Genomic DNA, 22,336 nt, shown 5'->3' with positions numbered 1-22,336 from the left:
GCCCGCCGCGCCCCCCCCCCCCCCGCCCCCCGCCCCCCCCCCCCCCCCCCCCCCCCCCCCCCCCCCCCCCCCCCCCCCCCCCCCCCCCCCCCCCCCCCCCCCGCCGCGCCGACGCCGCCGCCCTGGCCGCCGGGCTGGCCGCGTGGGCGGTGGACGTGGAGGCCGTGCAGGACGCCGGGGACACCGGGGACGCCGGGGGGACGGGCGGGGCGGGGGAGGGCGCCGGCGGTGCGCGGGTGAGCGGCCGGCTGCGCGTGCGGGTGCAGGGGGAGGGCCGCGAGGTCGCCGGCCGGCTGCGCGCCGCGCTGGTGCGCGAGCGCGGCACCTGGGCGCTGGTGCCGACCGGGGGCACCCCCCAGCCCTGGGACCTCGGCGAGGTCGGCGCCCGGCGGGTCGACGGCGGCGTCGTGCTGCTGGTGCGCCCCCGGCGCGACGCCGCGGGGAGCGACGCAGGCGACGCCGCGGGGAGCGATGCCGGCATCGACGCCGGCATCGACGCCGGCATCGACGCCGGCATCGACGCCGGCATCGACGCCGACGCCGCCCGCGCCGCCGAGGACGTCGCCGCCGGGGCCGCCGCCGACCTGCCCGCCGCCGCCGCGCGCGTGGACGCCGCCTGGGGGGCGGACTGGCCGCGCGGCACCGCCGTCGTCGTCGTGCCGCGGGCGCTGCACGCCGCGCGCCTGGCCGGGCTCGACCCCGTCCGCGCCGCGGCGCTGGACGCCGTGGCCGTCGGGGAGGACGCCGCGCTGGCCGACGGCGCCCCCGCCGGCGTGCGCGTCGTCCTGGTCGCCGAGCGGTTCGCCCGCCTCACCCCGGCCGGGCGCGCCGCCACCCTGACCCACGAGCTCGTCCACGTGGCCGCCCGCGCCACCGCCCGGCCCGCCGCGCCGGCCGGCGACGGGCTGCGGCCGGTGCCGCGCTGGCTGGCCGAGGGCTACGCCGACCACGTCGCCCGCCTGGGCCTCGGCGTGCCCGCGGCCGCGCTGGCCGCGCCCCTGCTGCAGGCCGTCGCCGCCGGCGCGGTGCCCGCCGTGCCCGCCGACGGGGACTTCGACGCCACCGGGCAGCGCCTGCAGGTCGCCTACGCGGCCGCCTGGACGCTGGTGGCCTCCGCCGCCCGCACCGCCGGCACGCCCGCCGTCACCGCCCTGCACCGGCGGCTGGCCGCCGCCCCCGGCCGCGGCGGCGAGGCCGCCGGCCCGCGCGAGCAGCGCCTGGAGCGCGCCTGCCGCGCGGCGCTGGGCACCGGGTGGGCCGAGGTGCGGCGGACCTGGCGCGCCGACGTCGCGGCCGGCCTGGTGGGGTGGGGTCCGTGAGCACCCTGGTCGTCACCAACGACTTCCCCCCGCGCACCGGCGGCATCGAGTCGTTCGTGCACGCCGTCGTGCGCCTGCTGCCGGACGCCACCGCCCGCCGCGGCGGCCCCGGCGCGGCCGGGGCCGCGCGCGTGGTCGTGCACACCGCCTCCCAGCGCGGCGACGGCGCCGTGGACGCCGCGCTGGCCGCCGCCGGCATCACCGTGGTGCGCGACCCCTCCCCGCTGCTGGTGCCCACCCCTGCCGTCGCCCGCCGGGTGCGGCGCACCGCGCGCGAGCACGGCGCGGACCGGGTCTGGTTCGGCGCCGCCGCGCCGCTGGGGCTGCTGGCGCCCGGGCTGCGCCGCGCCGGGGTGCACCGGGCCGTGGCCACCACCCACGGCCACGAGGTGTGGTGGTCCACCCTGCCCGGCTCGCGCGCCGCGCTGCACCGCATCGGCGAGGGCACCGACACCCTCACCTACCTGGGGCCGTGGTGCCGCTCGCGCATCGAGCGGCCCCTGAGCCCCGCCGCCCGCGCCCGCATGCGGCAGCTGACCCCCGGCGTCGACGCCGACGTCTTCCGGCCCGGCTGCGGCGGGCGGGAGGTGCGCGCCCGGCACGGCCTGGGCGAGCGGCCCGTCGTGGTGTGCGTCTCGCGCCTGGTGGCGCGCAAGGGCCAGGACGTGCTGGTGCGGGCCATGCCGGAGGTGCGCCGCCGGGTGCCCGGCGCGGCGCTGCTCATCGTCGGCGACGGCCCGCACCGGCCCGCGGTGGAGCGCCTGGTGGACCGGCTGGGCCTGCGCGGGCACGTCGTGCTCACCGGCGCGGTGCCCTGGGCGCAGACGCCGGCGCACTACGACGCCGGGGACGTGTTCTGCATGCCCACCCGCACCCGCCTGGGCGGCCTGGAGCCGGAGGCGCTGGGCATCTGCTACCTGGAGGCCGCCGCCTGCGGGCTGCCCGTGGTGGCCGGCGACTCCGGCGGCGCCCCCGACGCGGTCCTGGACGGCGTCAACGGGCACGTCGTCGACGGCCGCGACGTGGCCGCCGTGGCCGACCGCGTCGCCGGCCTGCTCGCCGACCGGCAGCGGGCCGCGGCCCTGGGGCGCGCGGGCCGGGAGTGGGTCAGCCGGCGCTGGGGCTGGACGGCGCAGGCGGAGCGGCTGGCGGCGCTGCTGGCCGGCGACGACGTGGCCGACGAGGTGGGCGCGCACCCGGGCGCGGGTCCGAGCGGGGCGCCGGCGCCACCGGCCCGCTGAGCGGCGGGCGGGCCCCCGCGGCCGCGGCCACCGACAGCAGCAGCAGCGCCCCCACCAGCCAGAACTGGTTGTAGAAGGCCTGCTTGTTGAGGACGTTGACGACCACCAGCACGCTCGCGCACCACGTCAGCAGCCCCGACAGCCCCACCGGCCGCCGGTGCAGGGCCACCACGGCCGCCGCCAGCACCGCCACCACCAGCACGCCCACGACGGCGAACGGCAGCCGCACGCCCGTCTCGTTGAGGACCAGCGTGTAGAGGGTGTCCGCGAAGCGCAGCGGCGGCAGCTCCAGCATCGTGCGCACCGTGTCGTGCAGGAAGTCCGCCGGGCGCCCCAGCGCCCACGGCGCCACCAGCAGCGCCGCGCCGCCCACCGCCACCGCCGTGCGCCGCGGCCCGAAGCGCGGCCAGGTCGCCAGCAGCGGCAGCAGCACCACCACGTGCTGCTTGGCGGCCAGCGCCACGGCCAGCGGCACCACCGCCCACCACGTCCCGCGCCCGCCGCGGCCCACCAGCAGCGCCCACCCGGCCAGCCCCGCCAGCACGGTCGGCTCGGTCCACGCCTGCTCCAGCAGGGTGCTGCCGCCGGGCGCCAGCAGCAGCAGCGCCGCCGCCGCCACCGCGGCCGGGCGCCAGCGGCCCAGCGCGGCCACGGCCAGCGCCGAGAGCACCACCAGCACCCCCAGGGCCCAGCGCACGTCCCCGGCCAGCCACCGGCCCGGCGCGGTGAGCACCGCCGTCCACGGCAGGTAGGCGAAGGCGTCGGTGATGCCGGGGGAGCCGGTCCACTCCTGCGCGTACATCGACTCCCCGCGCAGCAGCCCGTCAGCCGCCTGCTGCAGGATCACCCACACGTCGATGCGCGGGGCCGGGTCGCCCACCACGACCAGCGCGCAGGACGCCGCAGCGCCCGCCAGCGCCACCAGCAGGGCCGCCGCCGTCCCGCGCGCGAGCAGCAGCAGCGCCCCGGCCGCCAGCGCCGCGCCCGCCAGCACGGCGCGCACCGCCCACAGCCCGCCCGGGTCCAGGTAGCTGAACGGGGCCACCAGCAGGTGCGTGGCGGCCACCAGCGCCAGGGCGCCGGCCGCGGCGCGCCGGCCCGGCGAGGGCGCCGGCGCGGCGCCGCGGTCGTCGCGGGCGCTCAGCGCCAGCGCCACCAGCGCCGCCGTTACCAGCAGGTACCCGGCGACGATCCACCAGCGGTAGCGCACCACGCTGTGGGTGGCCAGCGCCGTCAGCGCCCACCACACCAGCAGGACCGCGCCGTCGCGGCGCGTCACCGGCGCGTCACCGGCGCACCGCCGCCGGCCCCTCGCCGCTCACGCGTAGAGCGCGTCGACCTCGCCGGCGAAGTCGCGCAGCACCTCCGCGCGCTTCACCTTCTGCGAGGGCGTCAGGTAGCCGTTCTCGATCGTGAAGTCGTCGCGCAGCACCCGGAAGCGGCGGATGGACTCCGCCCGGCTGACCGCCTCGTTGGCGCCGTCCACGGCCTGCTGCAGCGCGGCCAGGACGACCTCGTCGGTGGGCGCGCGCACCGCGTCCAGGCCGGGGCGGCCGTGGTTGGCGCCCCAGGAGGGCAGCGCCTCCTCGTCCAGGGTGAGCAGGCAGCCCACGTAGTGCCGCTGGTCGCCGACCACGACGGCCTGCGAGACCAGCGGGTGCGCGCGCAGCCGGTCCTCCAGCGTCGAGGGCACCACGTTCTTGCCGTTGGCGGTGACGATGATCTCCTTCTTGCGGCCCGTGATGCGCACGTGGCCGCTGTCCAGGACCTCGCCCAGGTCGCCGGTGCGGAACCAGCCGTCCTCGAACGCCTCGCCGGTGGCGTCCTCGCGCCCGCGGTACTCGCGGAAGACGCCCACGCCGCGGCAGAGGATCTCGCCGTCCTCGGCGACGGCGACGTCGGTGCCCGGCAGCGGCAGCCCCACGGTGCCGATCCGGATGCGCGAGGGGCGGTTCACGCACAGCGGGGCGGTGGTCTCCGTCAGGCCGTAGCCCTCCAGGACGACCAGGCCCGCGCCGCGGAAGAAGTGCGCCAGGTGCTCGCCCATCGGCGCCCCGCCGGAGACGGCGTGCTCCACGCGCCCGCCCAGCAGGGCGCGCAGCTTGGCGTACACGAGGCGGTCGAACAGCGCGTGCCGCGCCCGCAGCGGCAGCGGCGCGCGCCCGGAGTCCAGCGCGCGCGAGTAGGCGACGGCCGTGCGCGAGGCCTGCTCGAAGACCGCCGCGCGCAGCTTCCCGCCCGCGGCGGCGCGCTGCTCGGCGCCGTTGTAGACCTTCTGGAACACCCGCGGCACGGCCAGCACGAACGTGGGCCGGAAGCCGGCCAGGTCCGGCAGCAGGTCCTTGGCGTCGGGGGTGTGGCCCACCCGGATGCGGCACACCAGGCACAGCGTCTCGATGAACCGGGCGAAGACGTGCGCCAGCGGGATGAAGAGCAGCGTGGCCGCGTCGGGGCGCTGCAGCACCTCCGGGATCGCCGCGCGGGCGTTGCGGGCCAGGTCCAGGAAGTTGCCGTGCGTGAGCACGCAGCCCTTGGGGCGGCCGGTGGTGCCGGAGGTGTAGATGATCGTCGCGGGGTCGCCCGGGCCCGCCAGCGCGCGGCGGCGCTCCAGCTCCTCGTCGCCGGTGTCGCGGCCGGCGGCGCGCAGCTCGTCCAGGGCCCCGCCCGCCAGCGTCCACACGTCCCGCAGCTGCGGCAGGTGCTCGCGCACCTCGGCCACCCGCGCGGCGTTGGCGGTGGTCTCCGCGAAGCACGCCACCGCGCCGGAGTCGGACAGGATCCAGCGCACCTGCTCGGTGGAGGAGGTCTCGTACACGGGCACCGTGACGGCCCCGGTGAACCAGACCGCCACGTCCACCAGCGTCCACTCGTAGCTGGTGCGGGCCATCAGGGCGACGCGGTCGCCGGGCTCGACGCCCGCGGCCAGCAGGCCCTTGGCCACCGCGACGACGTCGGCGAGGAACTCGGCGGCGGTGACGTCCCGCCAGGTGCCGTCGGGCTGCTTGCGGCTGACGCTGACGTGCCGGGGGACCTCGCGCGCCGTCTCGACGACGCAGTCGGTGAGGTTCCCGGCCGTCGCGGGCGGGACGAGCGGGGGCTCGCAGCTGCTCCGCACGGGGCTTCCTCCTCGGTGTCGCTCCGGGGGCGACGCCGTCACCGGCCGCGTCCGGGCCGCCCGCTGGTGCGGCGGCGCCCCGACCCTACCCGCGGCCGCCGCGGCCCCCGGTGGTGCCGTCGCGCGCGTCACCCGGGCGGGTGCGGCGACCGGCCCGGCGCCCGGCTTCAGGTGCCGGCCGCGGCGGCCGATGGGACGGGGCGGGGCGGACCGGAGGAGGGGGAGCGGTGGACGAGGCGCTGGAGGGGGCCGCGGGCGGTGCCCGCCGTGACGCGCGCAGCAGCACCCGCACCGGTGCGGCGTTCGGCGCGGTGGAGGTGGGGCCGCCGGTGAGCCGGCTGCCCCGCCCGGCGCAGCCCGCCGCCCCCGCCGCCGCCGCGCCGGAGCGCTGCCCGTCGTGCGCGGCGCGCGTGCGGGCCGGGCAGGCCTGGTGCTCGCTGTGCCACGCCCCGCTGGCGGCCGGTCCCGCCCCGGCGGAAACCGCCCCCGCCCCGGCGCCCCCCGGCCCCGGGCGCGGGAGCACCGGGGAGACCGCGGACCCCGCGGGCCCCGCGGACGCGGTGGACGCGGTGGACGTGGCGGACGCGGTGGACATGGCCGGGCCCGGCGAGGAGGCCGGGCCCGGCGAGGAGGAGGTCGAGCGGATGCTGCGCGCCCTGGCCGACTCCGGCGCCCCCGTGCGCGGCCTGGGCTCCCCGCGCGCCAAGGTCGCCGTCGCCGTCGGCGGGGGCCTGGCGCTGACGCTGCTGCTGCTGCTGGCGATGACCGTCCTGGGGCTGCTCGCCGGTTGAGCGCGGGCGGCGCGGCGCGGGAGCGGCGGGGGCGCGCCGCGCGGGGACGCACACCGACCGGGGCCGGCGGGCGCCGATGCTCTAACCTCCTGGCGGTCGCGCGCCGCGCGACCGCCCCACGCCGGGGCACGCGTCGCAGGGGGTTCCGGGACGGGCATGGCGGATCAGCGCACGACGGCGGTACACGACCCCGCGACGGCCGCCGGGGTCCCCGGCAACGCCATCGGCGTCGACATCGGCGGCACCAAGATCGGTGCCGGCGTGGTCGACCACCGCGGCGAGATCGTCGCCCAGACCCGGCGGGAGACCCCCGCCTCCCACCCCGACGCCATCGCCGAGGCCGTGGCCGACGCGATCGCGGAGCTGGCCACCACGCACGAGTTCGGGCCCGTCGGCGTCGCCGCGGCCGGCTTCGTGGACGCCGCCCGCTCCTCGATCGTCTTCGCGCCCAACCTCGCCTGGCGCGACGAGCCGCTGCGCGCGCGGCTGGAGCCGCGGCTGGGCCGGCGCGTCGTCGTCGAGAACGACGCCAACGCCGCCGCCTGGGCCGAGTACCGCTTCGGCGGCGGCCTGGACGAGCAGGGCCGGCCGGTGGACGACCTGCTCATGCTCACGCTGGGCACCGGCCTGGGTGGCGGCATCGTCTCCGGCGGGGTCCTGCAGCGCGGCGCGAACGGCGCGGCCGCCGAGCTGGGCCACGTGCGGGCCGTGCCCGGCGGGCGCGCCTGCGGCTGCGGCAACCTCGGCTGCTGGGAGCAGTACGTCTCCGGCAACGCGCTGGTGCGCGAGGCCCGCGACCTGCTGCGCTCGGGCGACCCCTCCGCCGAGCGGCTGCTGCGCGCGGCCGGCGGCGACCCCGAGGCCGTCGACGGGCCCACGGTGACGCGGCTGGCGCAGGAGGGCGACCTGGCCTCCGCCCGGCTGCTGGCCGAGGTGGGCCGCTGGCTGGGCGAGGCGGTGGCCAGCTTCGTGGCCGTGCTGGACCCCGACGTCGTCGTCATCGGCGGCGGCGTGTCCAGCGCGGGGGAGCTGCTGCTGGCGCCGGCGCGCGCGAGCCTGGCCGAGAACCTCTCCGGGCGCAGCCACCGCCGCCCGCCGCCCCTGCGCGCCGCCCGCCGCGGCAACGCCGCCGGGATCATCGGCGCCGCGGACCTCGCGCGCCTCGACTGAGCCCGCACCGCCCGAGCACCGACCGCACGCACGCGAGGACAGGACGCTGATGGCCGCACCCCGCTCGAGCCAGCCGCGGCGGCGGCGCCCGCCGGACCCGCGCCGCGCGGCGCTGCAGCAGCGGTTGCGCCAGCAGACCCGGCGCGCGCTCATCGGCGACGGCCCCGCCGTCGGCGTCGACATCGGCGGCACGAAGGTGCTGGCGGGCGTCGTCGACGGCGAGGGCCGCGTGGTGGCCCAGCTGCGGCGCGAGACGCCCACCCGCAGCCCGCGCGCGGTGGAGGACACCATCGCCGAGGTCGTCGAGGAGCTCGCCGGCGCCCACGACATCGTCTCGGTGGGCATCGGCGCGGCCGGCTTCGTCGACGCCGAGCGCTCCACGGTCCTGTTCGCCCCGCACCTGGCCTGGCGCCACGAGCCGCTGCGCGAGGCGGTAGAGCGGCGGGTGCGCGCCCGGCTGGGCCGGCGCGTCGGTCGGCGCACCGTGGTGGAGAACGACGCCAACGCCGCGGCCTGGGCGGAGTACCGCTTCGGCGCCGGGCGCGGCGAGAGCCGCCTGCTGTGCGTGACGATGGGCACCGGCATCGGCGGCGGCATCGTCACCCAGGGGCGGGTGGTGCGCGGGCGCTACGGCCTGGCCGGGGAGTTCGGCCACATGGTCGTCGTGCCCGGCGGGCACCGCTGCGAGTGCGGCAACCGGGGCTGCTGGGAGCAGTACGCCTCCGGCAACGCGCTGGTGCGCGAGGCGCGCGAGCTGGCCCGGTCGGCGTCCCCGGTGGCCCACGCCCTGCTGGAGCTGGCCGGCGGCGACCCGGAGGCGATCACCGGCCCGCTGGTGACGCAGGCCGCGCGCGCGGGCGACCCGGCGGCGGTGGAGCTGTTCGAGGAGGTCGGGCGCTGGCTGGGGGTGGGCGTCGCCAACCTGGCCGCGGCCCTGGACCCGGGCACCGTGGTCATCGGCGGCGGCGTCTCCGACGCCGACGAGCTGCTGCTGGGGCCGTGCCGCGAGGCGTACCGGCGCACCCTGACCGGTCGCGGTTTCCGCCCCGAGCTGCGGGTGGTGCGGGCCCGGTTGGGACCGGCGGCCGGCCTGGTCGGGGCCGCGGACCTGTCCCGCGGCTGGGGCTGACGTGGAGGTCGGTGCCCCCGGCGGGGAGCGCGCGCGGCTGCGCGTGGCGACCGTGAACGTGCGCGAGCTGCTCGACGACGGCCGGGTGCTGCGCGAGGTGCTGCGCGCCGCCGGGGCCGACGTGGTGTGCCTGCAGGAGGTGCCCACGCACCCCCTGGCCGGTCACCGCCTGGGCGACCTGGCCGCCGACGCCGGCCTGTGGGTGGTGGCCTCCGGCCGCGCCGGCGCGGGCACGGCGGTGCTGGCCGCCTCCCGGGTGGACGTGCGCGCCGGGGCGGTGCGGGCGCTGCCCACCCCCCGCTGGCGCGGTCGGCGACCGGTGCGCCGGCGCGGCACCGCCGAGGCCGTCGTGCGGGTGCCCCGGGGGGACTCCTGGTCGTGCGAGGTGCTGGTGCGCAGCGTGCACCTGGGCCTGGAGGAGGGCGAGCGGCTGGACCACGCGGGGCTGCTCGTGCCGGCCGCCGCCCCGGCGGGGCCCTGCGCGCCGTGGGCCGGTGCGCCGCTGGTGCTGGCCGGCGACCTCAACGAGGGCCCGGACGGTCCCGCGCGCGGCGTGCTGCGCACCGGTCCGCCCGGGGGCCTGGCCGACGCCGCCGAGGTGGCCGGGGCGACGTTCCCGACGTTCCCGGCGCGCGCGCCGCGCCGGCGCATCGACGCGGTGCTGGTGGACCCCCGCCTCGCCGTCGCCGCCGTGAGCACCCCGCCGGTGCCGCGCGCCGCCGACGCCACCGACCACCTCGCCGTGGTCGCGGACCTGCTGGTGCCGCCGGCCGCCTGAGCCCGCCCGCGGGCCGGCGCCAGCCGGCGGCGCTCACCGGAGCGGTGCGTCCTCAGACCACCGCGCCGTCGTCGTCGTCCTCGTCGCGCGAGCCGGGCAGGCGCACCACCAGGGTCGCGAACCCCGCGACGAAGACCGCCGCGGTGATCGCCGTCACCAGCGCCGACACCTCCCGCCGGGCCAGGGCCACGACGAGCAGGAACACCGGGGCGCCGACGACCGCGGCCCACGCGGCCCAGCCCACCAGGTCGCGCGGCAGGGGGGCGGGGTCGGCGGGCACGAACCGCTCGCCCTCGTCGAGGTCGGCCAGCTCCGCCGGCTCGGGCGGCTGCCCGGAGCGGCGCGCCGCCGGGGGCGGGACGTCCTCGCGCGGGGCCGGCGGCAGCGGGCGCGCCGGCCGGACCGTGCGGCCCTCCGGGCGCGCGGGTGCGGCGGGGCCGGGGGCCGCGGTGGTGCCGGCGTCCTCGTGCGGGCCCGCTGCGCCGGGGCCGCCCCGGCCGGCGCGGTGCGCGCCGGGGGCGGCGTCGCCGGGCGCGTCGCGGGGCGCGTCGCCGGTCACGTCGCCGGGCGCCTCGCCGGCGGGCGCGTCGGGGGCCGTCCGGTCGGCGGGGCCCTCGTCGTCCCAGCGCGCGACGATCTCGGCGAAGGCCGCGTCGACGTCGAGGCGACCGGATCCGTCGTCCGGGTCAGCAGGCACAGCTCATCGTGGCACGCCCGCCGCGCCCGGTCGAGGCGTCCGGCGGGCCCGGTCGCGATGCCCTAGGGTCGCCGCGGCGGCGGCGCCCGCCGCGGTGCGACGGCGGGGAGGGGGCCCGGTGCTCTACTGGCTCATCAAGCGGGGCATCGCGGAGCCGGTGCTGCGCCCGGTGCTGCGGCCGTGGGTGCGGGGGCTGGAGAACGTGCCCGCCTCCGGGCCCGCCGTGCTGGCCAGCAACCACCTGTCGGTGGCCGACCCGGTGCTGCTCTCGACGCTGCTGCCCCGGCGCGTGACGTACATCGCCAAGGCGGAGATGTTCACCGGCCCGGGCGTGCGCGGCCGGCTCTTCGGCCGGCTGCTGCGCGGCATCGGGCAGCTGCCGGTGGACCGCAGCGGGGGCAGCGCCTCCACGGCGGCCATCGACGCGGCCCTGGAGGTGCTGGGGCGCGGGGAGCTGTTCGGGGTCTACCCCGAGGGCACCCGATCCCCGGACGGGCGGCTGTACCGGGGCCGCACCGGGGTGGCGCGCATCGCGCTGCGCTCGGGCGCCCCCGTGGTGCCGGTGGCGGTGGTGGGCACCGACGAGCTCATGCCCCCCGGGCGGGCGGTGCCCCGGGTGCGCCGGGTGGGGCTCGTCGTCGGCGAGCCGCTGGACTTCTCCCGCTACGCCGGCCGCGCGGACGACCAGTTCGTCGTGCGCTCGGTGACCGACGAGGTGATGGCCGCGATCCAGCGCCTGTCGCGGCAGGAGTACGTGGACGGGTACGCCCCGCGCCGGCGGCCCGGGACCGGCTCCCCGGCCGCCGGCGGTCGCGGTCCCGGCGGGCGCTCCGCACCGCCGGGCCGGGGCTCGGGATCGGGGCCGGGACCCGCCGCTCCGGAGTGATCGCGCGCCCGGCCCCCGCGGTGGCAGAGTGACCCGAGCCACAGCTGGTGACGACCGGCCTCCCGGCCGGCGGACGAGGGGGTCGCGATGACCGGCACGACGGCGGGCGGGGCGGAGCGGGCGGCGGAGCCGGGGCGCGGGTGGTGCGTCGGCCTGCTGACGGGGGGCGGGGACTGCCCCGGGCTCAACGCGGTGCTGCGCGCCGCGGTGCTCGCCGGCACCCAGCGGCACGCGATGCGCTTCGTCGGCTTCCGCGACGGCTGGCGCGGGGTGCTCGAGGGCGACGCGGTGCCGCTGACCGAGGCGGACGTGCGCCCGCTGCTCACCCGCGGCGGCACGGTGCTCGGCTCCAGCCGCACCAACCCGCTGGCCGACGGCGTGCAGGCCGGGGTGGAGCGGGTGCGCGCCGCGATGGCCCGCCTGGGCGTGGACGCGCTGCTGGCCGTCGGCGGGGAGGACACCCTGGGGGTGGCCACGGCCCTGCACGAGGCGGGCGTGCCCGTCGTCGGCGCGCCTAAGACCATCGACGACGACCTGTCCGCCACCGACGCCACCTTCGGCTTCGACACCGCGGTGCAGACGGCCGTGGAGGCGTGCGACCGGCTGGCCACCACCGGCGCCTCCCACCACCGCGCCATGCTCGTGGAGGTCATGGGCCGGCACGCCGGCTGGATCGCGCTGCACACCGGCACCGCGGCCGGCGCCCACGTCACGCTCCTGCCCGAGGAGCCGGTGGACCTCGACGCCGTGGCCGCGACGCTGCGCGAGGTCCTCGAGCGCGGCGAGGCGCCGCTGGTGGTCCTGTCCGAGGGGGCGCCGGTGCTGGGCGAGCAGGCGGTGCGCACCGCCGAGCGCGACGCGTTCGGGCACGTGCAGCTCGGCGGCGCCGGCGAGCAGCTGCAGCGGGAGCTGGAGCGGCGGCTGCCGGGGGTGTCGATGCGCCTGACGGTGCTGGGGCACCTGCTGCGCGGGGGCACCCCCTCGGCGGCGGACCGGGTGCTGGCCACCCGCTTCGGGCTGTCGGCGGTGACAGCGCTGGCGCAGGGGCGCCTGGGCACCATGGCGGCGCTGCGCGGGGTGGACGTGGTGCAGGTGCCGCTGGCGGAGGCCACCGGCGTGCTGCGCACGGTGCCGCCCGAGCGGCGCGCGGAGACCGCCGGCCTGCGCTGGTGAGGCGGCGGGGGCGCCGGCGCCCCACCCGTCCCGCTCCCGTCCCGCTCCCGTGCTGCTCCCGTCCCGCCCGTGCCGGCCCGTCCCGCGGACCCCGCCGGTGCGTCCCCGGCAGGGTCCGCGGGGTGGGAGACTGGCCCGCGTGAGCACCGGAACGAGCACCGCGCCCACCGCCCCCACCAGCGCCTCGTCGATCGCGTGGCCGGACCTGCCCGCGGCCCAGCAGCCGCAGTGGCCGGACGCCGCCGCGCTGGCCGAGGTGCAGGCGGAGCTCGCCTCGTATCCCCCCCTGGTGTTCGCCGGGGAGGCGGACCAGCTGCGCGCGCAGCTGGCCGCCGCCGCCCGCGGCGAGGCGTTCCTGCTGCAGGGCGGGGACTGCGCCGAGACGTTCGCCGGCGCGACGGCCGACGGCATCCGCCGCCGGCTGAAGACGATGCTGCAGATGTCCGCGGTGCTGACGTACGGCGCCAGCATGCCGGTGGTCAAGGTCGGCCGGATGGCGGGGCAGTTCTCCAAGCCGCGCTCCAGCAACGACGAGACCCGCGACGGCGTGACCCTGCCGGCGTACCGCGGCGACGCCGTCAACGACTACGCCTTCACCGAGCAGTCCCGCACCCCGGACCCGCAGCGGCTGCTGCGGGCGTACCACACGTCCTCGGCGACGCTGAACCTCATCCGCGCGTTCACCACCGGCGGCTACGCCGACCTGCGCAAGGTCCACGAGTGGAACCGCGGGTTCGCCGCGACCGCCGCCAACGCCCGCTACGAGGCGCTGGCGCGCGACATCGACAAGGCGATGAAGTTCATGATCGCCTGCGGTGCGGACTTCGACGCGCTGCAGACCGTGCAGTTCTTCTCCAGCCACGAGGCGCTGCTGCTCGACTACGAGCGGCCCCTGACGCGCACGCTGGACGAGGAGCCGCCGCTGGCCGGGGGCTCGCCCGTGCGCGACGTGCGCCAGGGCGGCCCGTACGACGTCTCCGCGCACATGGTCTGGATCGGGGAGCGCACCCGCCAGCTCGACGGCGCCCACGTCGACTTCGCCTCGCGCATCCGCAACCCCGTGGGGATCAAGCTGGGCCCGAAGACGTCCGTGGACGACGCGCTCGCGCTGGTCGACAAGGTCGACCCCTACCGCGAGCCGGGCCGGCTGACGTTCATCACCCGCATGGGCGCCGGCACGATCCGCGAGGCCCTGCCGGCGCTGGTGGAGGGCGTCACGCGGGCCGGCGCCGAGGTGACGTGGGTGTGCGACCCGATGCACGGCAACACGATCACCTCCACGAGCGGGTACAAGACGCGCCGCTTCGACGACGTCGTGGACGAGGTCCGCGGCTTCTTCGAGGTGCACCGCGCGCTGGGCACCGTGCCCGGCGGCCTGCACGTCGAGCTCACCGGCGACGACGTCACCGAGTGCCTCGGCGGCGCCCTCGACATCGACGACGAGGCGCTCGCGACCCGCTACGAGTCGCTGTGCGACCCGCGGCTGAACCACCAGCAGTCCCTGGAGCTGGCCTTCCTGGTCGCGGAGATGCTGGCGCAGCGCTGAGGACGCCGGGCCGGCCGCCGCCCGCACGGGCGGCGGCCGGCTCACACCACGGTCAGCGTGATCGTGGAGCCCTTGGGCACGGACTGCCCCGAGCCCGGCTCGACCGAGCGCACGGTGCCGAAGATGCCGCCGAGCACGTTCTCCACGCGCACCGCGAAGCCCAGCTCCTCCAGCGCCGCGCGCACCTCGTCCACGCGCCGGCCCTGCAGCCCGTCCGGCACGCGCACCAGCGGCGGGCCGCTGGAGACGACGAGCCGCACGGCGTCGCCGCGGAACAGCGTGCCGTCGGCCGGGTTCTGCGAGACCACCGACCCGGCGGGCACCGTCTCGCTGCTGCGCTGCACCGGCTCCCCGGCCACCACCAGCCCCGCCTCGCGGACGCGGGCGCGCGCCTGCTCCAGCGTCGCGCCGACCACGTCGGGCACGGTGATCGGCTCGCGGCCCCGGGAGACGACGAGGTTCACGGGCGAGTCGTGCGGCACGGAGGCGGCCGCGGCCGGGTCGGAGCGGACCACCCGCCCCTGCGGCACGTCCTCGCTCCACTCCTCGCCGACCGCGCCGACGGCCAGGCCGGTGTCCACCAGCGCCCGCTCGGCCTCGGCGCGCTCGCGCCCGGCCAGCTCGGGCACCGCGAAGTGCTCCACGCCCGCGCTGACGACGACGGTGACGGTGCCGTCCTTGCGCACCCGCTGCCCGGCCGCGGGGTCGGTGCCCACGACCTGCCCCTGCGGGACGGTGTCGCTGAAGCCCTCGCGGCGCTGGACGGCGAACCCGTCCGCGCGCAGCCGCTGCACGGCCTGCTCGGGGGAGCGGCCGGCGACGTCGGGGGTGGTGGTGAAGGCGCCGGGGCCGGCCATGGACCACCACGCCACGCCCGCGGCCACGGCGAGCACCGCCAGGGTCAGCACCATCGCCAGCACCCCGCGCCGCCCCCGGCGGCCGCGGCGCCCGCGGTCCGCGGCCCGGGCGGCGGCCGCCCCGTCACCACCGGCGCCCTCGGCGTCCGTGTCGGCGTCGGTGCCGGGGACCGCGCCCGGCGCGGCGGCGGCGACCGCGGCGACGGTCCCGCCGGCGCCGTCCGCCAGGTCCAGGCGGACGGTGGAGCCGTCGGAGCCCGCCCCGCCCACGCGGCGCCCGCGCGAGGACAGCTCCTCGGGCGTCAGCCCCGCGCGCACCTCGCGCACCCGCGCCAGCATCGCGCCGGCGTCGTGGGGGCGGTCGTCGGGGTCCTTGGCCAGGGCCTCCAGCACCAGCCGGTCCACGGCCGGCGGGATCCCCGGCACCACCGAGGAGGGCACGGGGCGGTCGTCGTAGACGTGCTGGTACGCCACCCGCAGGGGCGTGTCGCCGGTGAAGGGCGGCGCACCGGTGAGCACCTCGAACAGCAGCACCCCGACGCCGTAGACGTCGCTGCGCGCGTCGGCGATGCCGCGCGAGACCTGCTCGGGGGCCAGGTACTCGGCGGTGCCCAGCAGCTCCGCGCCGGTGGCGGCGGTGCTGGCGTGGGTGGGCCCGGCCGAGCGCGCCAGCCCGAAGTCGCCGACCTTCACGCGCCCGTCGTCGCCGACGAGCACGTTGCCGGTCTTCACGTCCCGGTGCAGCAGCCCCTTGCGGTGCGCCTCCGCCAGCGCGTCCAGGACGGCGGCGGTCACGTCCAGGGCCTCGCCGACGCTGAGCAGGCCCTTCTCGTGCACGACGTCGCGCAGGGTGCGCCCGTTGACCAGCTCCATCACCAGGTAGGCGGTCTCCGCGCCGCCGTCCTCGTCGTGGTCGACGCCCTGGTCGAGCACCGAGACCACGCCCGGGTGCGCCAGCCGCGCGGCGGACTTCGCCTCGCGCACGAAGCGCTGGCGCGCCACCGGGTCGTGCGCGAGGTCGGCGCGCAGCACCTTCAGCGCCACCTCGCGGTCCAGCCGCAGGTCCTCGGCGCGGTAGACGATCCCCATGCCGCCGCGGCCCAGGCGGCCCAGCACGCGGTAGCGCCCGTCCAGCACGCGCCCGACGAGCGGGTCGGAGAGGGTGGCGTCCACGGTCAGCGAGTCTAGGCAGAGCCCGCGCCCGGGCCCGTGACCGCCGCGCGCGTCAGCGGAAGCGGGCCTGCAGGGTCTGCACGTTGGCCACGTAGCGGCGGGTGTCGTCGTACATGCCGCGCGAGCGCACCGACGCCTGCCCCTGGTAGTAGGAGGCGATGGCCACGTCCGGCGGGTTGCTGGCCACCAGGGTGCGCAGGATCACCACGCCGGCCTTGGCGTTGTCGCGGGGGTCGAACAGGTCGATCTCCTCGCCCAGCAGGTCCGAGGCCCACTCGCCGGAGCTGGGGATGACCTGCATGGCGCCGATGGCGTTGGCGTGGGAGACCACGCCCATGTTGAAGCCGGACTCCTGGTAGCCGATCGCCAGCGCCAGGGACGGGTCCACGCCCAGGCGCACGGCGGTGGAGCGGATGATCTCGCGCATCTCGTCGCGGCCGGGCAGGTCGGCGCGGGCCAGGCGCGCGCGGTTGGCCTGCACGGCCGCCGGCACCGAGCCGGCCTGCGCCGTGGCGGGCGGCGCGGCCGGGGTGGCCGCCGGCTCCGGGGCCAGCACCAGCTCCTGGCCCTCGACGATGAAGCCGGTGCGGTCCAGGCCGTTGAGCTCCACCAGGGTGGCCACCGTGGTGCCGGTGCTGGCGGCGATGCCCGAGAGGGTGTCGCCGGGGCGGACCCGGTAGGTGCCGGGCTCGGCGCGCCGGGCGGCGGCGCCCGCGCCGCCGGTGGTGGCGCTCAGCTTGAGCACCTGGCCGGCGCGGATGAACCCGCGCGCGTCCAGGCCGTTGGCCTCGCGCAGCGCCGCGACGGTGGTGCCGCGCTCCGCGGCGATCGAGGAGAGCGTCTCGCCGGCGACGACGGTGTGCTCGGCGGGCGCCGGGGCGGGCTCCTCGTCCGCGCCGGCGGCGGGCACGCGCAGCCGCTGGCCCTCCACGACGGCCGCGTCGGCGCTCAGCCCGTTGGCGCGCACGATCGCGGCCACGGTGCTGCCCGTGCGCACGGCGATCCCGCTGACGGTGTCCCCGCGGCGGACGGTGACGACCTGCTCGCCGTCCTGCGCGCCCGCGGCGGTGGCGGCGCTGGCGTGGGCGGCGGCCGGCGCCTGCGCGCCGGTGGCCGCCGCGGCGGCGGGCACGACCGCGGTGGGGCCCGCTGCACCGACCAGCGCGGCCGCGGCGAGCCAGCGGCGGCTGCGGCGGGGCTCCTCGGGGCTGGTCGGGTCGTCGCCGTGGTCGGCCATGCGGGGGTCCTCCCGTGGTCGTCGCTGTGCCGGGCCCGTCCGGCGGTGCTGGTGGTGCTCGTGCCGGGGGTGCTGCCGGTGCTGCCGGTGCTGCCGGTGGTGCGGTGCCGGGGCCCCGGCGCCTCGCAACCTACCGGAGAGCGCCGGGCGCACCGCGCCCAACGATGGATCACCGCGCCCGCGCGGTGTGGGAGGTGCGCGCCCGTGTCGCCGCGAGGTGGCAGGCTTGGGGCGTGGTCGCACCGCTGAGAGCAGAGATCGCCCGCGAGCAGGGCGACGAACTGGACGCCCTCGTCCCCGAGTGGCTCACCGTGCCCGACGCCGCGGAGGTCGCCGGCGTGGACCTGCGCACCGTGCGGCGCTGGTTGCAGGAGCGCGAGCTGGTCGCCGTCCGGCGCGGCGAGCGCTCGGTGGCCTCGATCCCCGCGGCGTTCGTCACCGCCGAGGGGCCGCTGCACCACCTGCGCGGCACCCTGTCGGTGCTGGCCGACTCCCGCTTCAGCGACGTCGAGGCGATCCGCTGGCTCTACACCCCCGACGACACGCTGCCGGGCACCCCCATCGACGCGCTGAAGGCCAACCGCAAGACCGAGGTGCGCCGCCGCGCGCAGGCGATGTCCTTCTGACGCACCCGCCGGACCGACGCACCCGCCGGACCGCCCCCCCGCGCCCGCGCGGCCCGGGGGCCGGTCCCGGCTCAGGCCGCCGAGCGCCAGCGCGCCTCGCGGCGCCGGGCCAGCCGCGCGCGGCCCAGCCCCGGCAGCGCCACGGCCAGCCGCCGCGGCAGCCCCACCCGCACCCGCCGGCCGAGCACGTCGTGGTCCACGGCCTCCACCGCGCCCAGGATGCCGCCGTACAGCTCGTACGCGGTGCGCAGGCAGTCGCGGCTGGTGGGGTGCACCATCGCGATGCCCGGCTCGGCCTGCGCGTACAGCTCGCGGGTGCGGGCCACCTCGAACGCCAGCAGCTCGCGCACCGGCTGCGGCGTGGTGCCGCTGCGGCGCCCGGCCAGCAGGTCCTCGCGCGTGACGCCGAAGGCGTCGAGGTCCTCCTGCGGCAGGTACACCCGCCCGCGGTCGAGGTCCTCGCCGACGTCGCGGATGAAGTTCGACAGCTGGAACGCCTCGCCCAGCGCCCGCGCCGGCCCCTCCGCGCCCGCCACCACCGGCTCCAGCACCGGCAGCATCTGCAGGCCGATGACCGCCGCGGAGCCGTACACGTACCGGCGCAGGTCCTCGTAGGTGGCGTAGCCGGTCTCGGTGATGTCCATGCGCATCGAGGTCAGGAACGCCTCCACGTGCGCCCGGGGGATGTCCCAGCGGCGCATCGTGGCGGCCATCGCCCGTCCCACCGGGTCCGCGGGCCCCTCGGGGGAGCCCAGGCCCGCCAGGAAGGCGTCGCCCCACTCCACCAGCGCGTCGGGGTCCGGGTCGGTCAGGGAGTCGACGAACTCGTCGGCGTAGCGGGCGAAGCCGTACAGCGCCCACACGTACGGGCGCTTGGCCGGTGGCAGCAGCAGCGTCGCCAGGTAGTACGTCTTGCCGTGCTCGGCGTGCAGGCCGCGGCACAGCTCGAACGCCGCGCGCAGCTGCGGGTCCGCCAGCTGCGGGTCGGTGCGGGTGGCGGCGTCGAGGTCCCGGGTGCTCACGGCGCGGATCGTGCCAGGCGCGCGCCGGCGCCGTGAGCCCGGGTGCCGGCGCTCAGCGCCACGCGCGCGAGCGGTAGGAGGGGTCCGGGCCGGTGACCCGCTCGGCCGCCAGGCGGCCGGAGACGAGCACCATCGGCACCCCCACGCCCGGCTGCGTGCCCGAGCCGGCGAACACGACGTTCTCGCCCCACAGGTTGCCCGGGCGGAACGGCCCGGTCTGCCGGAAGGCGTGCGAGGAGGCGAACGGGGCGCCGGCCGCCATGCCCTGGCGCTCCCAGTCCGCCGGCGTGATGACGTCCTCGGCCTCCACGGCCTCCGAGAAGCCCGGGTACCCGCGCTCGGCGAGCACCTGCATCACGTGCTCGCGGTAGCGCGGCCCCACCCGGTCCCAGTCGATCGGGGAGGACCCCGCCGCCAGCGAGGGCGTGGGGAAGAGGACGTAGTAGACGTGCTTGCCCGCCGGGGCCAGGCCCGGGTCGGAGACGGTGGGGCGCGAGACGAGGATCGAGGGGTCGCTCATGAGGCGGCCGTCGATCAGCTCCTCGAAGACCTGCTCCCACGCGGCGCCGAAGTGGATGGAGTGGTGCACCGGGTCGGGGTAGTCCGCGCTGGAGCCCACGTGCATGAGGTAGCACGACGGCGAGTACGTCAGGTGCCGCACCCGCCACGGGTCGGTGCCCAGCAGGTCGCGGTGCGCCACCGGCAGGTCCGGGTTGAGCACCACCACGTCCGCGGCGAAGCGGCGCCCGTCGGTGGTCACCACGCCCGTGGCGCGCCGGCCCGTGCGCTCCACCCGCGCCACCTCGGTGCCGTAGTGGAAGCGCACCCCGTGCTTCTCCGCCGCCGCCGCCATCGCGGTGGGGATGGCGTGCATGCCGCCCCTGGGGAAGAACACCCCCGCCACGGTGTCCATGTACGCGATGACCGAGTACAGCGCCAGCGCGTCGTAGGGCGACAGGCCCGCGTACAGCGCCTGGAAGGAGAACATCCGCTGCGTGCGCGGGTCCTTGAGGTACTTGCCGACCTCGGGGGCCATCTTGCGGAACCCGCCGGCGGCCAGCAGCCGCACCAGGTTCGGCTTGAGCAGGTCCAGCGGGGTGTCGATGTTGGAGTCGATGAAGTCGCGGATCTCGTAGCGGTACAGGTCCCCGACGTGCGCGACGAAGCGCCGGTAGCCGTCCGCCTCCGCCGGCCCGCACAGCTCCCCGATCGCCTGCGCGGTGCGCTCGACGTCGGCGGAGACCTGCAGGCGCGAGCCGTCCGCGAACGTGCCCCGGTACAGCGGGTCCACCGGGCGCAGGTCCAGCCAGTCGTCCATCTCCTCGCCGAGCGCGTCGAAGCAGTCGGCGATCAGGTCCGGCATCGTCAGCACCGACGGGCCGGTGTCGAAGCGGTACTGCCCGCCCGGCACGTCCTTCACGGACAGCCCGGCGCGCCCGCCGGGCACGTCCTCGCGCTCCAGCACGGTCACCTCGCGCCCGGCCGCGGCCAGCCGCATCGCCGTCGACAGCCCCGCCAGGCCCGCGCCGACCACCACGACGGAGTCGGTGCGGCCCTCCACGCGCCGGGTGCGCCCCGGCAGCCAGTCCAGCGCACGCGTCAACCCGGTCATCAGGACCTCCTGCTCGTGGCCGCGACGACCAGCTCGTGCAGCGCCGCGCGCGCCGGTTCCGTCAGCTCAGCGGCGTCCAGGGTGCTGCACGCCACGTCCACCTGCTCGGTGATGATCCGCTCCACCCCGTCCAGGGCGCCGGTGTCCACCAGCACCTGCCGCAGGCGCTGCACGCCGACGGCGTCCAGCGCCGGGTCGCCCAGGTGCTGCGAGACCACCGCCGCCTGCGCCGGGGAGGCGGCCTGCACCGCCAGCGCCACCAGCACCGTGCGCTTGCCCTCGCGCAGGTCGTCCCCGGCGGGCTTGCCCGTCTCGTCCGGGTCGCCGAACACGCCCAGGACGTCGTCGCGCAGCTGGAACGCCTCGCCCAGGGCAAGGCCGAAGCGCGACAGGTCCGCCAGCAGCGCCGGCGGCGCCCCCGCCAGCGTCGCCCCCAGCAGCAGCGGGTGCTCCACCGAGTACTTCGCGCTCTTGAAGCGCACCACCCGCCGGGCCCGCTCCACCGCCCCCTCGGGACCGAGCCGCTCGGAGGAGGCCTGCTCCAGCATGTCCAGGTACTGCCCGCCCATGAGCTGGGTGCGCATCGTCTCGAACACCCGCCGGCCGCGGCGCAGCGCCTCCGCCTCCAGCGGGGCCCGCTGGTACAGCTCGTCGCTCCAGGCCAGGCACAGGTCCCCGGCCAGCACCGCCCCGGCCAGGCCGAAGCGCTCCGCGCTGCCCGACCAGCCCGCGCCCGCGTGCAGCCCCGCGAACCAGCGGTGCGCGGCCGGCTTGCCGCGGCGGGTGTCGGAGTCGTCCATGACGTCGTCGTGCAGCAGCGCCGCGGCCTGGAACAGCTCCAGCGCCGCCGCCGCCGTGACCACGCCCGCCTCCGACCCGTCCGGCGTGCCGCCGTCGGCGCCGCGGAAGCCCCAGTAGCAGAACGCCGGCCGCAGCCGCTTGCCGCCGGCCAGCAGCGTCGTCACCGCCTCCAGCAGCGGCTCGCAGTCGTCGCCGAGCTCGCCCAGCACCCGGCGCTGGTCGTCCAGGAAGCCGCTCAGGACCGTCTCCACCCGGTCGCGCACGCCGAGCGCGGCGGCCCGGCGGGCGGGGTCGGGGACCGTCGTGGGCGCGGGGGAGGGGGGCGGCACGGGAGCACTCTAGGCAGCACGCCACGCCGGGGCGACAGGGCACGCCCGGTTCCCCGGGGGCCGCGACCGGTCGTGGCGGGTCGGCGGCCTACGGTGAGCACCGTGCCCGCAGACCGGGACGGCCAAACGCGGGAGGGCGCACCGGTGGACCGCGAGGCGTACCTGCGCCGCTGGTCGCAGCTGCACGGCGGCACCGCGGCCACCGGCGTGGTGCGCGCCTGGCTGAGCGGCGCGCACGCCCTGGCGCGGCCGCTGGCCGCCGCGCGCGTGCCGCCCGCGGCGGTCACCCTGGCCGGCACCGCGCTGGCCGCCGCGGCCGCCTGGCTGGCGCTGGCCGCCGGGGCCGGCGGCGCCCCGGCGCTGGCCGTCGCCGCCCTCGTCGCCGCCGGCGGCGTGCTCGACAACCTCGACGGCGCCGTGGCGGTGCTGCGCGGGCGCACCAGCGACCGCGGCGCCCTGCTGGACGCCTGCTGCGACCGCGTCGGCGACGCCGCCTGCGCCCTGGTCCTGCTCGGCTGCGGCGCCCCCGCCTGGCTCGCGGCCCTGGCCGGCGGGCTGGCCCAGCTGCAGGAGTACCTGCGCGCCCGCGCCCAGGGCCTGGGCGTGGGCGACGTCGGCGTCGTCAGCGTCGCCGAGCGGCCGGTGCGCATCGCCGTGGCCGCGGCGTGCGCGGCGGCCACGGCGGTCGCGCCCGGGCAGGCGCCGTGGGCGCTGCTGGGCGCGGCGGCCTGGGCCGGGCTCGGGGCGGTGGGGCTGGTGCAGGTGGCCACCGCCCTGGGCCGGCGCCTGTAGGCCCCGCGCCCGCACCGCGCCCACCCGGTCCCGCGCCCGCGC

The 22,336-nt window shown here is 78.8% G+C and carries 18 protein-coding genes; 11 read left to right on the top strand and 7 right to left on the bottom strand.

Annotated elements, in window-relative coordinates; translation table 11 throughout:
* The first annotated feature begins 155 nt into the window (after positions 1–155).
* Together ACRYR7_RS07580 and ACRYR7_RS07575 are read left to right on the top strand one after the other, a co-directional pair.
* Positions 156–1,319 carry a hypothetical protein gene (locus ACRYR7_RS07580; RefSeq protein WP_432571470.1) on the top strand — a complete coding sequence of 388 codons (1,164 nt, stop codon included), beginning with the start codon at positions 156–158 and terminating at the stop codon, positions 1,317–1,319.
* A complete protein-coding gene (locus ACRYR7_RS07575) occupies positions 1,316–2,560 on the top strand; it encodes a glycosyltransferase family 4 protein (RefSeq protein WP_432571469.1) in 1,245 nt (414 codons plus the stop codon). The genes ACRYR7_RS07580 and ACRYR7_RS07575 overlap by 4 nt, the downstream gene beginning before the upstream one ends.
* Before the next feature lie 1,318 nt (positions 2,561–3,878).
* Here ACRYR7_RS07575 and ACRYR7_RS07570 read toward each other — a convergent pair.
* Complete coding sequence (locus ACRYR7_RS07570; protein WP_432571468.1) at positions 3,879–5,675, bottom strand: AMP-dependent synthetase/ligase; 1,797 nt, start codon at positions 5,673–5,675, stop codon at positions 3,879–3,881.
* Positions 5,676–5,902: 227 nt separating this feature from the next.
* Between ACRYR7_RS07570 and ACRYR7_RS07565 the strand changes: the two genes are divergently transcribed.
* The 4 genes from ACRYR7_RS07565 (at position 5,903) to ACRYR7_RS07550 (ending at position 9,543) form a co-directional block, all read left to right on the top strand.
* Positions 5,903–6,466 (top strand): hypothetical protein, encoded by a 564-nt coding sequence (locus ACRYR7_RS07565; protein WP_432571467.1) that lies wholly within the window; start codon positions 5,903–5,905, stop codon positions 6,464–6,466.
* 156 nt (positions 6,467–6,622) lie between these two features.
* Entirely contained in the window at positions 6,623–7,636 is a 1,014-nt protein-coding gene (locus tag ACRYR7_RS07560) for an ROK family glucokinase (RefSeq protein ID WP_432571466.1), read from the top strand.
* Positions 7,637–7,685: 49 nt separating this feature from the next.
* Positions 7,686–8,765: an ROK family glucokinase gene (locus tag ACRYR7_RS07555; RefSeq protein ID WP_432571465.1), complete on the top strand. Its 1,080-nt coding sequence runs from the start codon at positions 7,686–7,688 to the stop codon at positions 8,763–8,765.
* 1 nt (position 8,766) lies between these two features.
* The gene (locus ACRYR7_RS07550) at positions 8,767–9,543 is read left to right on the top strand and encodes an endonuclease/exonuclease/phosphatase family protein (protein ID WP_432571464.1); all 777 of its coding nucleotides are present in this window, start codon (positions 8,767–8,769) and stop codon (positions 9,541–9,543) included.
* A gap of 52 nt (positions 9,544–9,595) precedes the next feature.
* Here ACRYR7_RS07550 and ACRYR7_RS07545 read toward each other — a convergent pair whose 3' ends face one another.
* Positions 9,596–10,240: a hypothetical protein gene (locus ACRYR7_RS07545; RefSeq protein ID WP_432571463.1), complete on the bottom strand. Its 645-nt coding sequence runs from the start codon at positions 10,238–10,240 to the stop codon at positions 9,596–9,598.
* Between the two features lie 118 nt (positions 10,241–10,358).
* Here ACRYR7_RS07545 and ACRYR7_RS07540 point away from each other — a divergent pair, with 118 nt between their 5' ends.
* The 3 genes from ACRYR7_RS07540 to ACRYR7_RS07530 all read left to right on the top strand — a co-directional run bounded on the left by ACRYR7_RS07540 (position 10,359) and on the right by ACRYR7_RS07530 (position 13,845).
* The gene (locus ACRYR7_RS07540; RefSeq protein ID WP_432571462.1) at positions 10,359–11,126 is read left to right on the top strand and encodes a lysophospholipid acyltransferase family protein; all 768 of its coding nucleotides are present in this window, start codon (positions 10,359–10,361) and stop codon (positions 11,124–11,126) included.
* A gap of 87 nt (positions 11,127–11,213) precedes the next feature.
* Complete coding sequence (locus tag ACRYR7_RS07535) at positions 11,214–12,299, top strand: 6-phosphofructokinase (RefSeq protein WP_432571461.1); 1,086 nt, start codon at positions 11,214–11,216, stop codon at positions 12,297–12,299.
* A 139-nt stretch (positions 12,300–12,438) separates the two neighbouring features.
* Positions 12,439–13,845 carry a class II 3-deoxy-7-phosphoheptulonate synthase gene (locus tag ACRYR7_RS07530; RefSeq protein ID WP_432571460.1) on the top strand — a complete coding sequence of 469 codons (1,407 nt, stop codon included), beginning with the start codon at positions 12,439–12,441 and terminating at the stop codon, positions 13,843–13,845.
* A 41-nt stretch (positions 13,846–13,886) separates the two neighbouring features.
* Here ACRYR7_RS07530 and pknB read toward each other — a convergent pair whose 3' ends face one another.
* Both pknB and ACRYR7_RS07520 read right to left on the bottom strand, forming a co-directional pair.
* Positions 13,887–15,875, bottom strand: coding sequence for a Stk1 family PASTA domain-containing Ser/Thr kinase (gene pknB / locus ACRYR7_RS07525; RefSeq protein ID WP_432571459.1), 1,989 nt, complete (start codon positions 15,873–15,875; stop codon positions 13,887–13,889).
* Between the two features lie 52 nt (positions 15,876–15,927).
* Positions 15,928–17,112 (bottom strand): lytic transglycosylase, encoded by a 1,185-nt coding sequence (locus ACRYR7_RS07520; protein ID WP_432571458.1) that lies wholly within the window; start codon positions 17,110–17,112, stop codon positions 15,928–15,930.
* Positions 17,113–17,345: 233 nt separating this feature from the next.
* On the opposite strand from ACRYR7_RS07520, the gene ACRYR7_RS07515 reads away from it, so the two are divergent.
* Entirely contained in the window at positions 17,346–17,738 is a 393-nt protein-coding gene (locus ACRYR7_RS07515; RefSeq protein ID WP_432571457.1) for an Rv2175c family DNA-binding protein, read from the top strand.
* A gap of 71 nt (positions 17,739–17,809) precedes the next feature.
* Here the strand turns inward: ACRYR7_RS07515 and ACRYR7_RS07510 are convergent, their stop codons facing one another.
* The 3 genes from ACRYR7_RS07510 to ACRYR7_RS07500 are packed head-to-tail and all read right to left on the bottom strand — an operon-like array spanning position 17,810 to position 21,436.
* Positions 17,810–18,760 carry a phytoene/squalene synthase family protein gene (locus ACRYR7_RS07510; RefSeq protein WP_432571456.1) on the bottom strand — a complete coding sequence of 317 codons (951 nt, stop codon included), beginning with the start codon at positions 18,758–18,760 and terminating at the stop codon, positions 17,810–17,812.
* 52 nt (positions 18,761–18,812) lie between these two features.
* On the bottom strand, positions 18,813–20,372 hold the full coding sequence (gene crtI, locus ACRYR7_RS07505; protein ID WP_432571455.1) for a phytoene desaturase family protein: 1,560 nt from the start codon (positions 20,370–20,372) through the stop codon (positions 18,813–18,815).
* Positions 20,372–21,436 (bottom strand): polyprenyl synthetase family protein, encoded by a 1,065-nt coding sequence (locus tag ACRYR7_RS07500; protein WP_432571472.1) that lies wholly within the window; start codon positions 21,434–21,436, stop codon positions 20,372–20,374. The genes crtI and ACRYR7_RS07500 overlap by 1 nt, the downstream gene beginning before the upstream one ends.
* A 168-nt stretch (positions 21,437–21,604) precedes the next feature.
* On the opposite strand from ACRYR7_RS07500, the gene ACRYR7_RS07495 reads away from it, so the two are divergent.
* Positions 21,605–22,294 (top strand): CDP-alcohol phosphatidyltransferase family protein, encoded by a 690-nt coding sequence (locus ACRYR7_RS07495; RefSeq protein WP_432571454.1) that lies wholly within the window; start codon positions 21,605–21,607, stop codon positions 22,292–22,294.
* Positions 22,295–22,336 lie beyond the last annotated feature (42 nt).

The sequence above is a fragment of the Kineococcus gurbantunggutensis genome (assembly GCF_050871925.1).
GTDB lineage: Bacteria > Actinomycetota > Actinomycetes > Actinomycetales > Kineococcaceae > Kineococcus.
The sequence above is the reverse complement of the archived record's forward strand: the minus strand, read 5'-3'. Positions and strand labels throughout refer to the sequence as shown.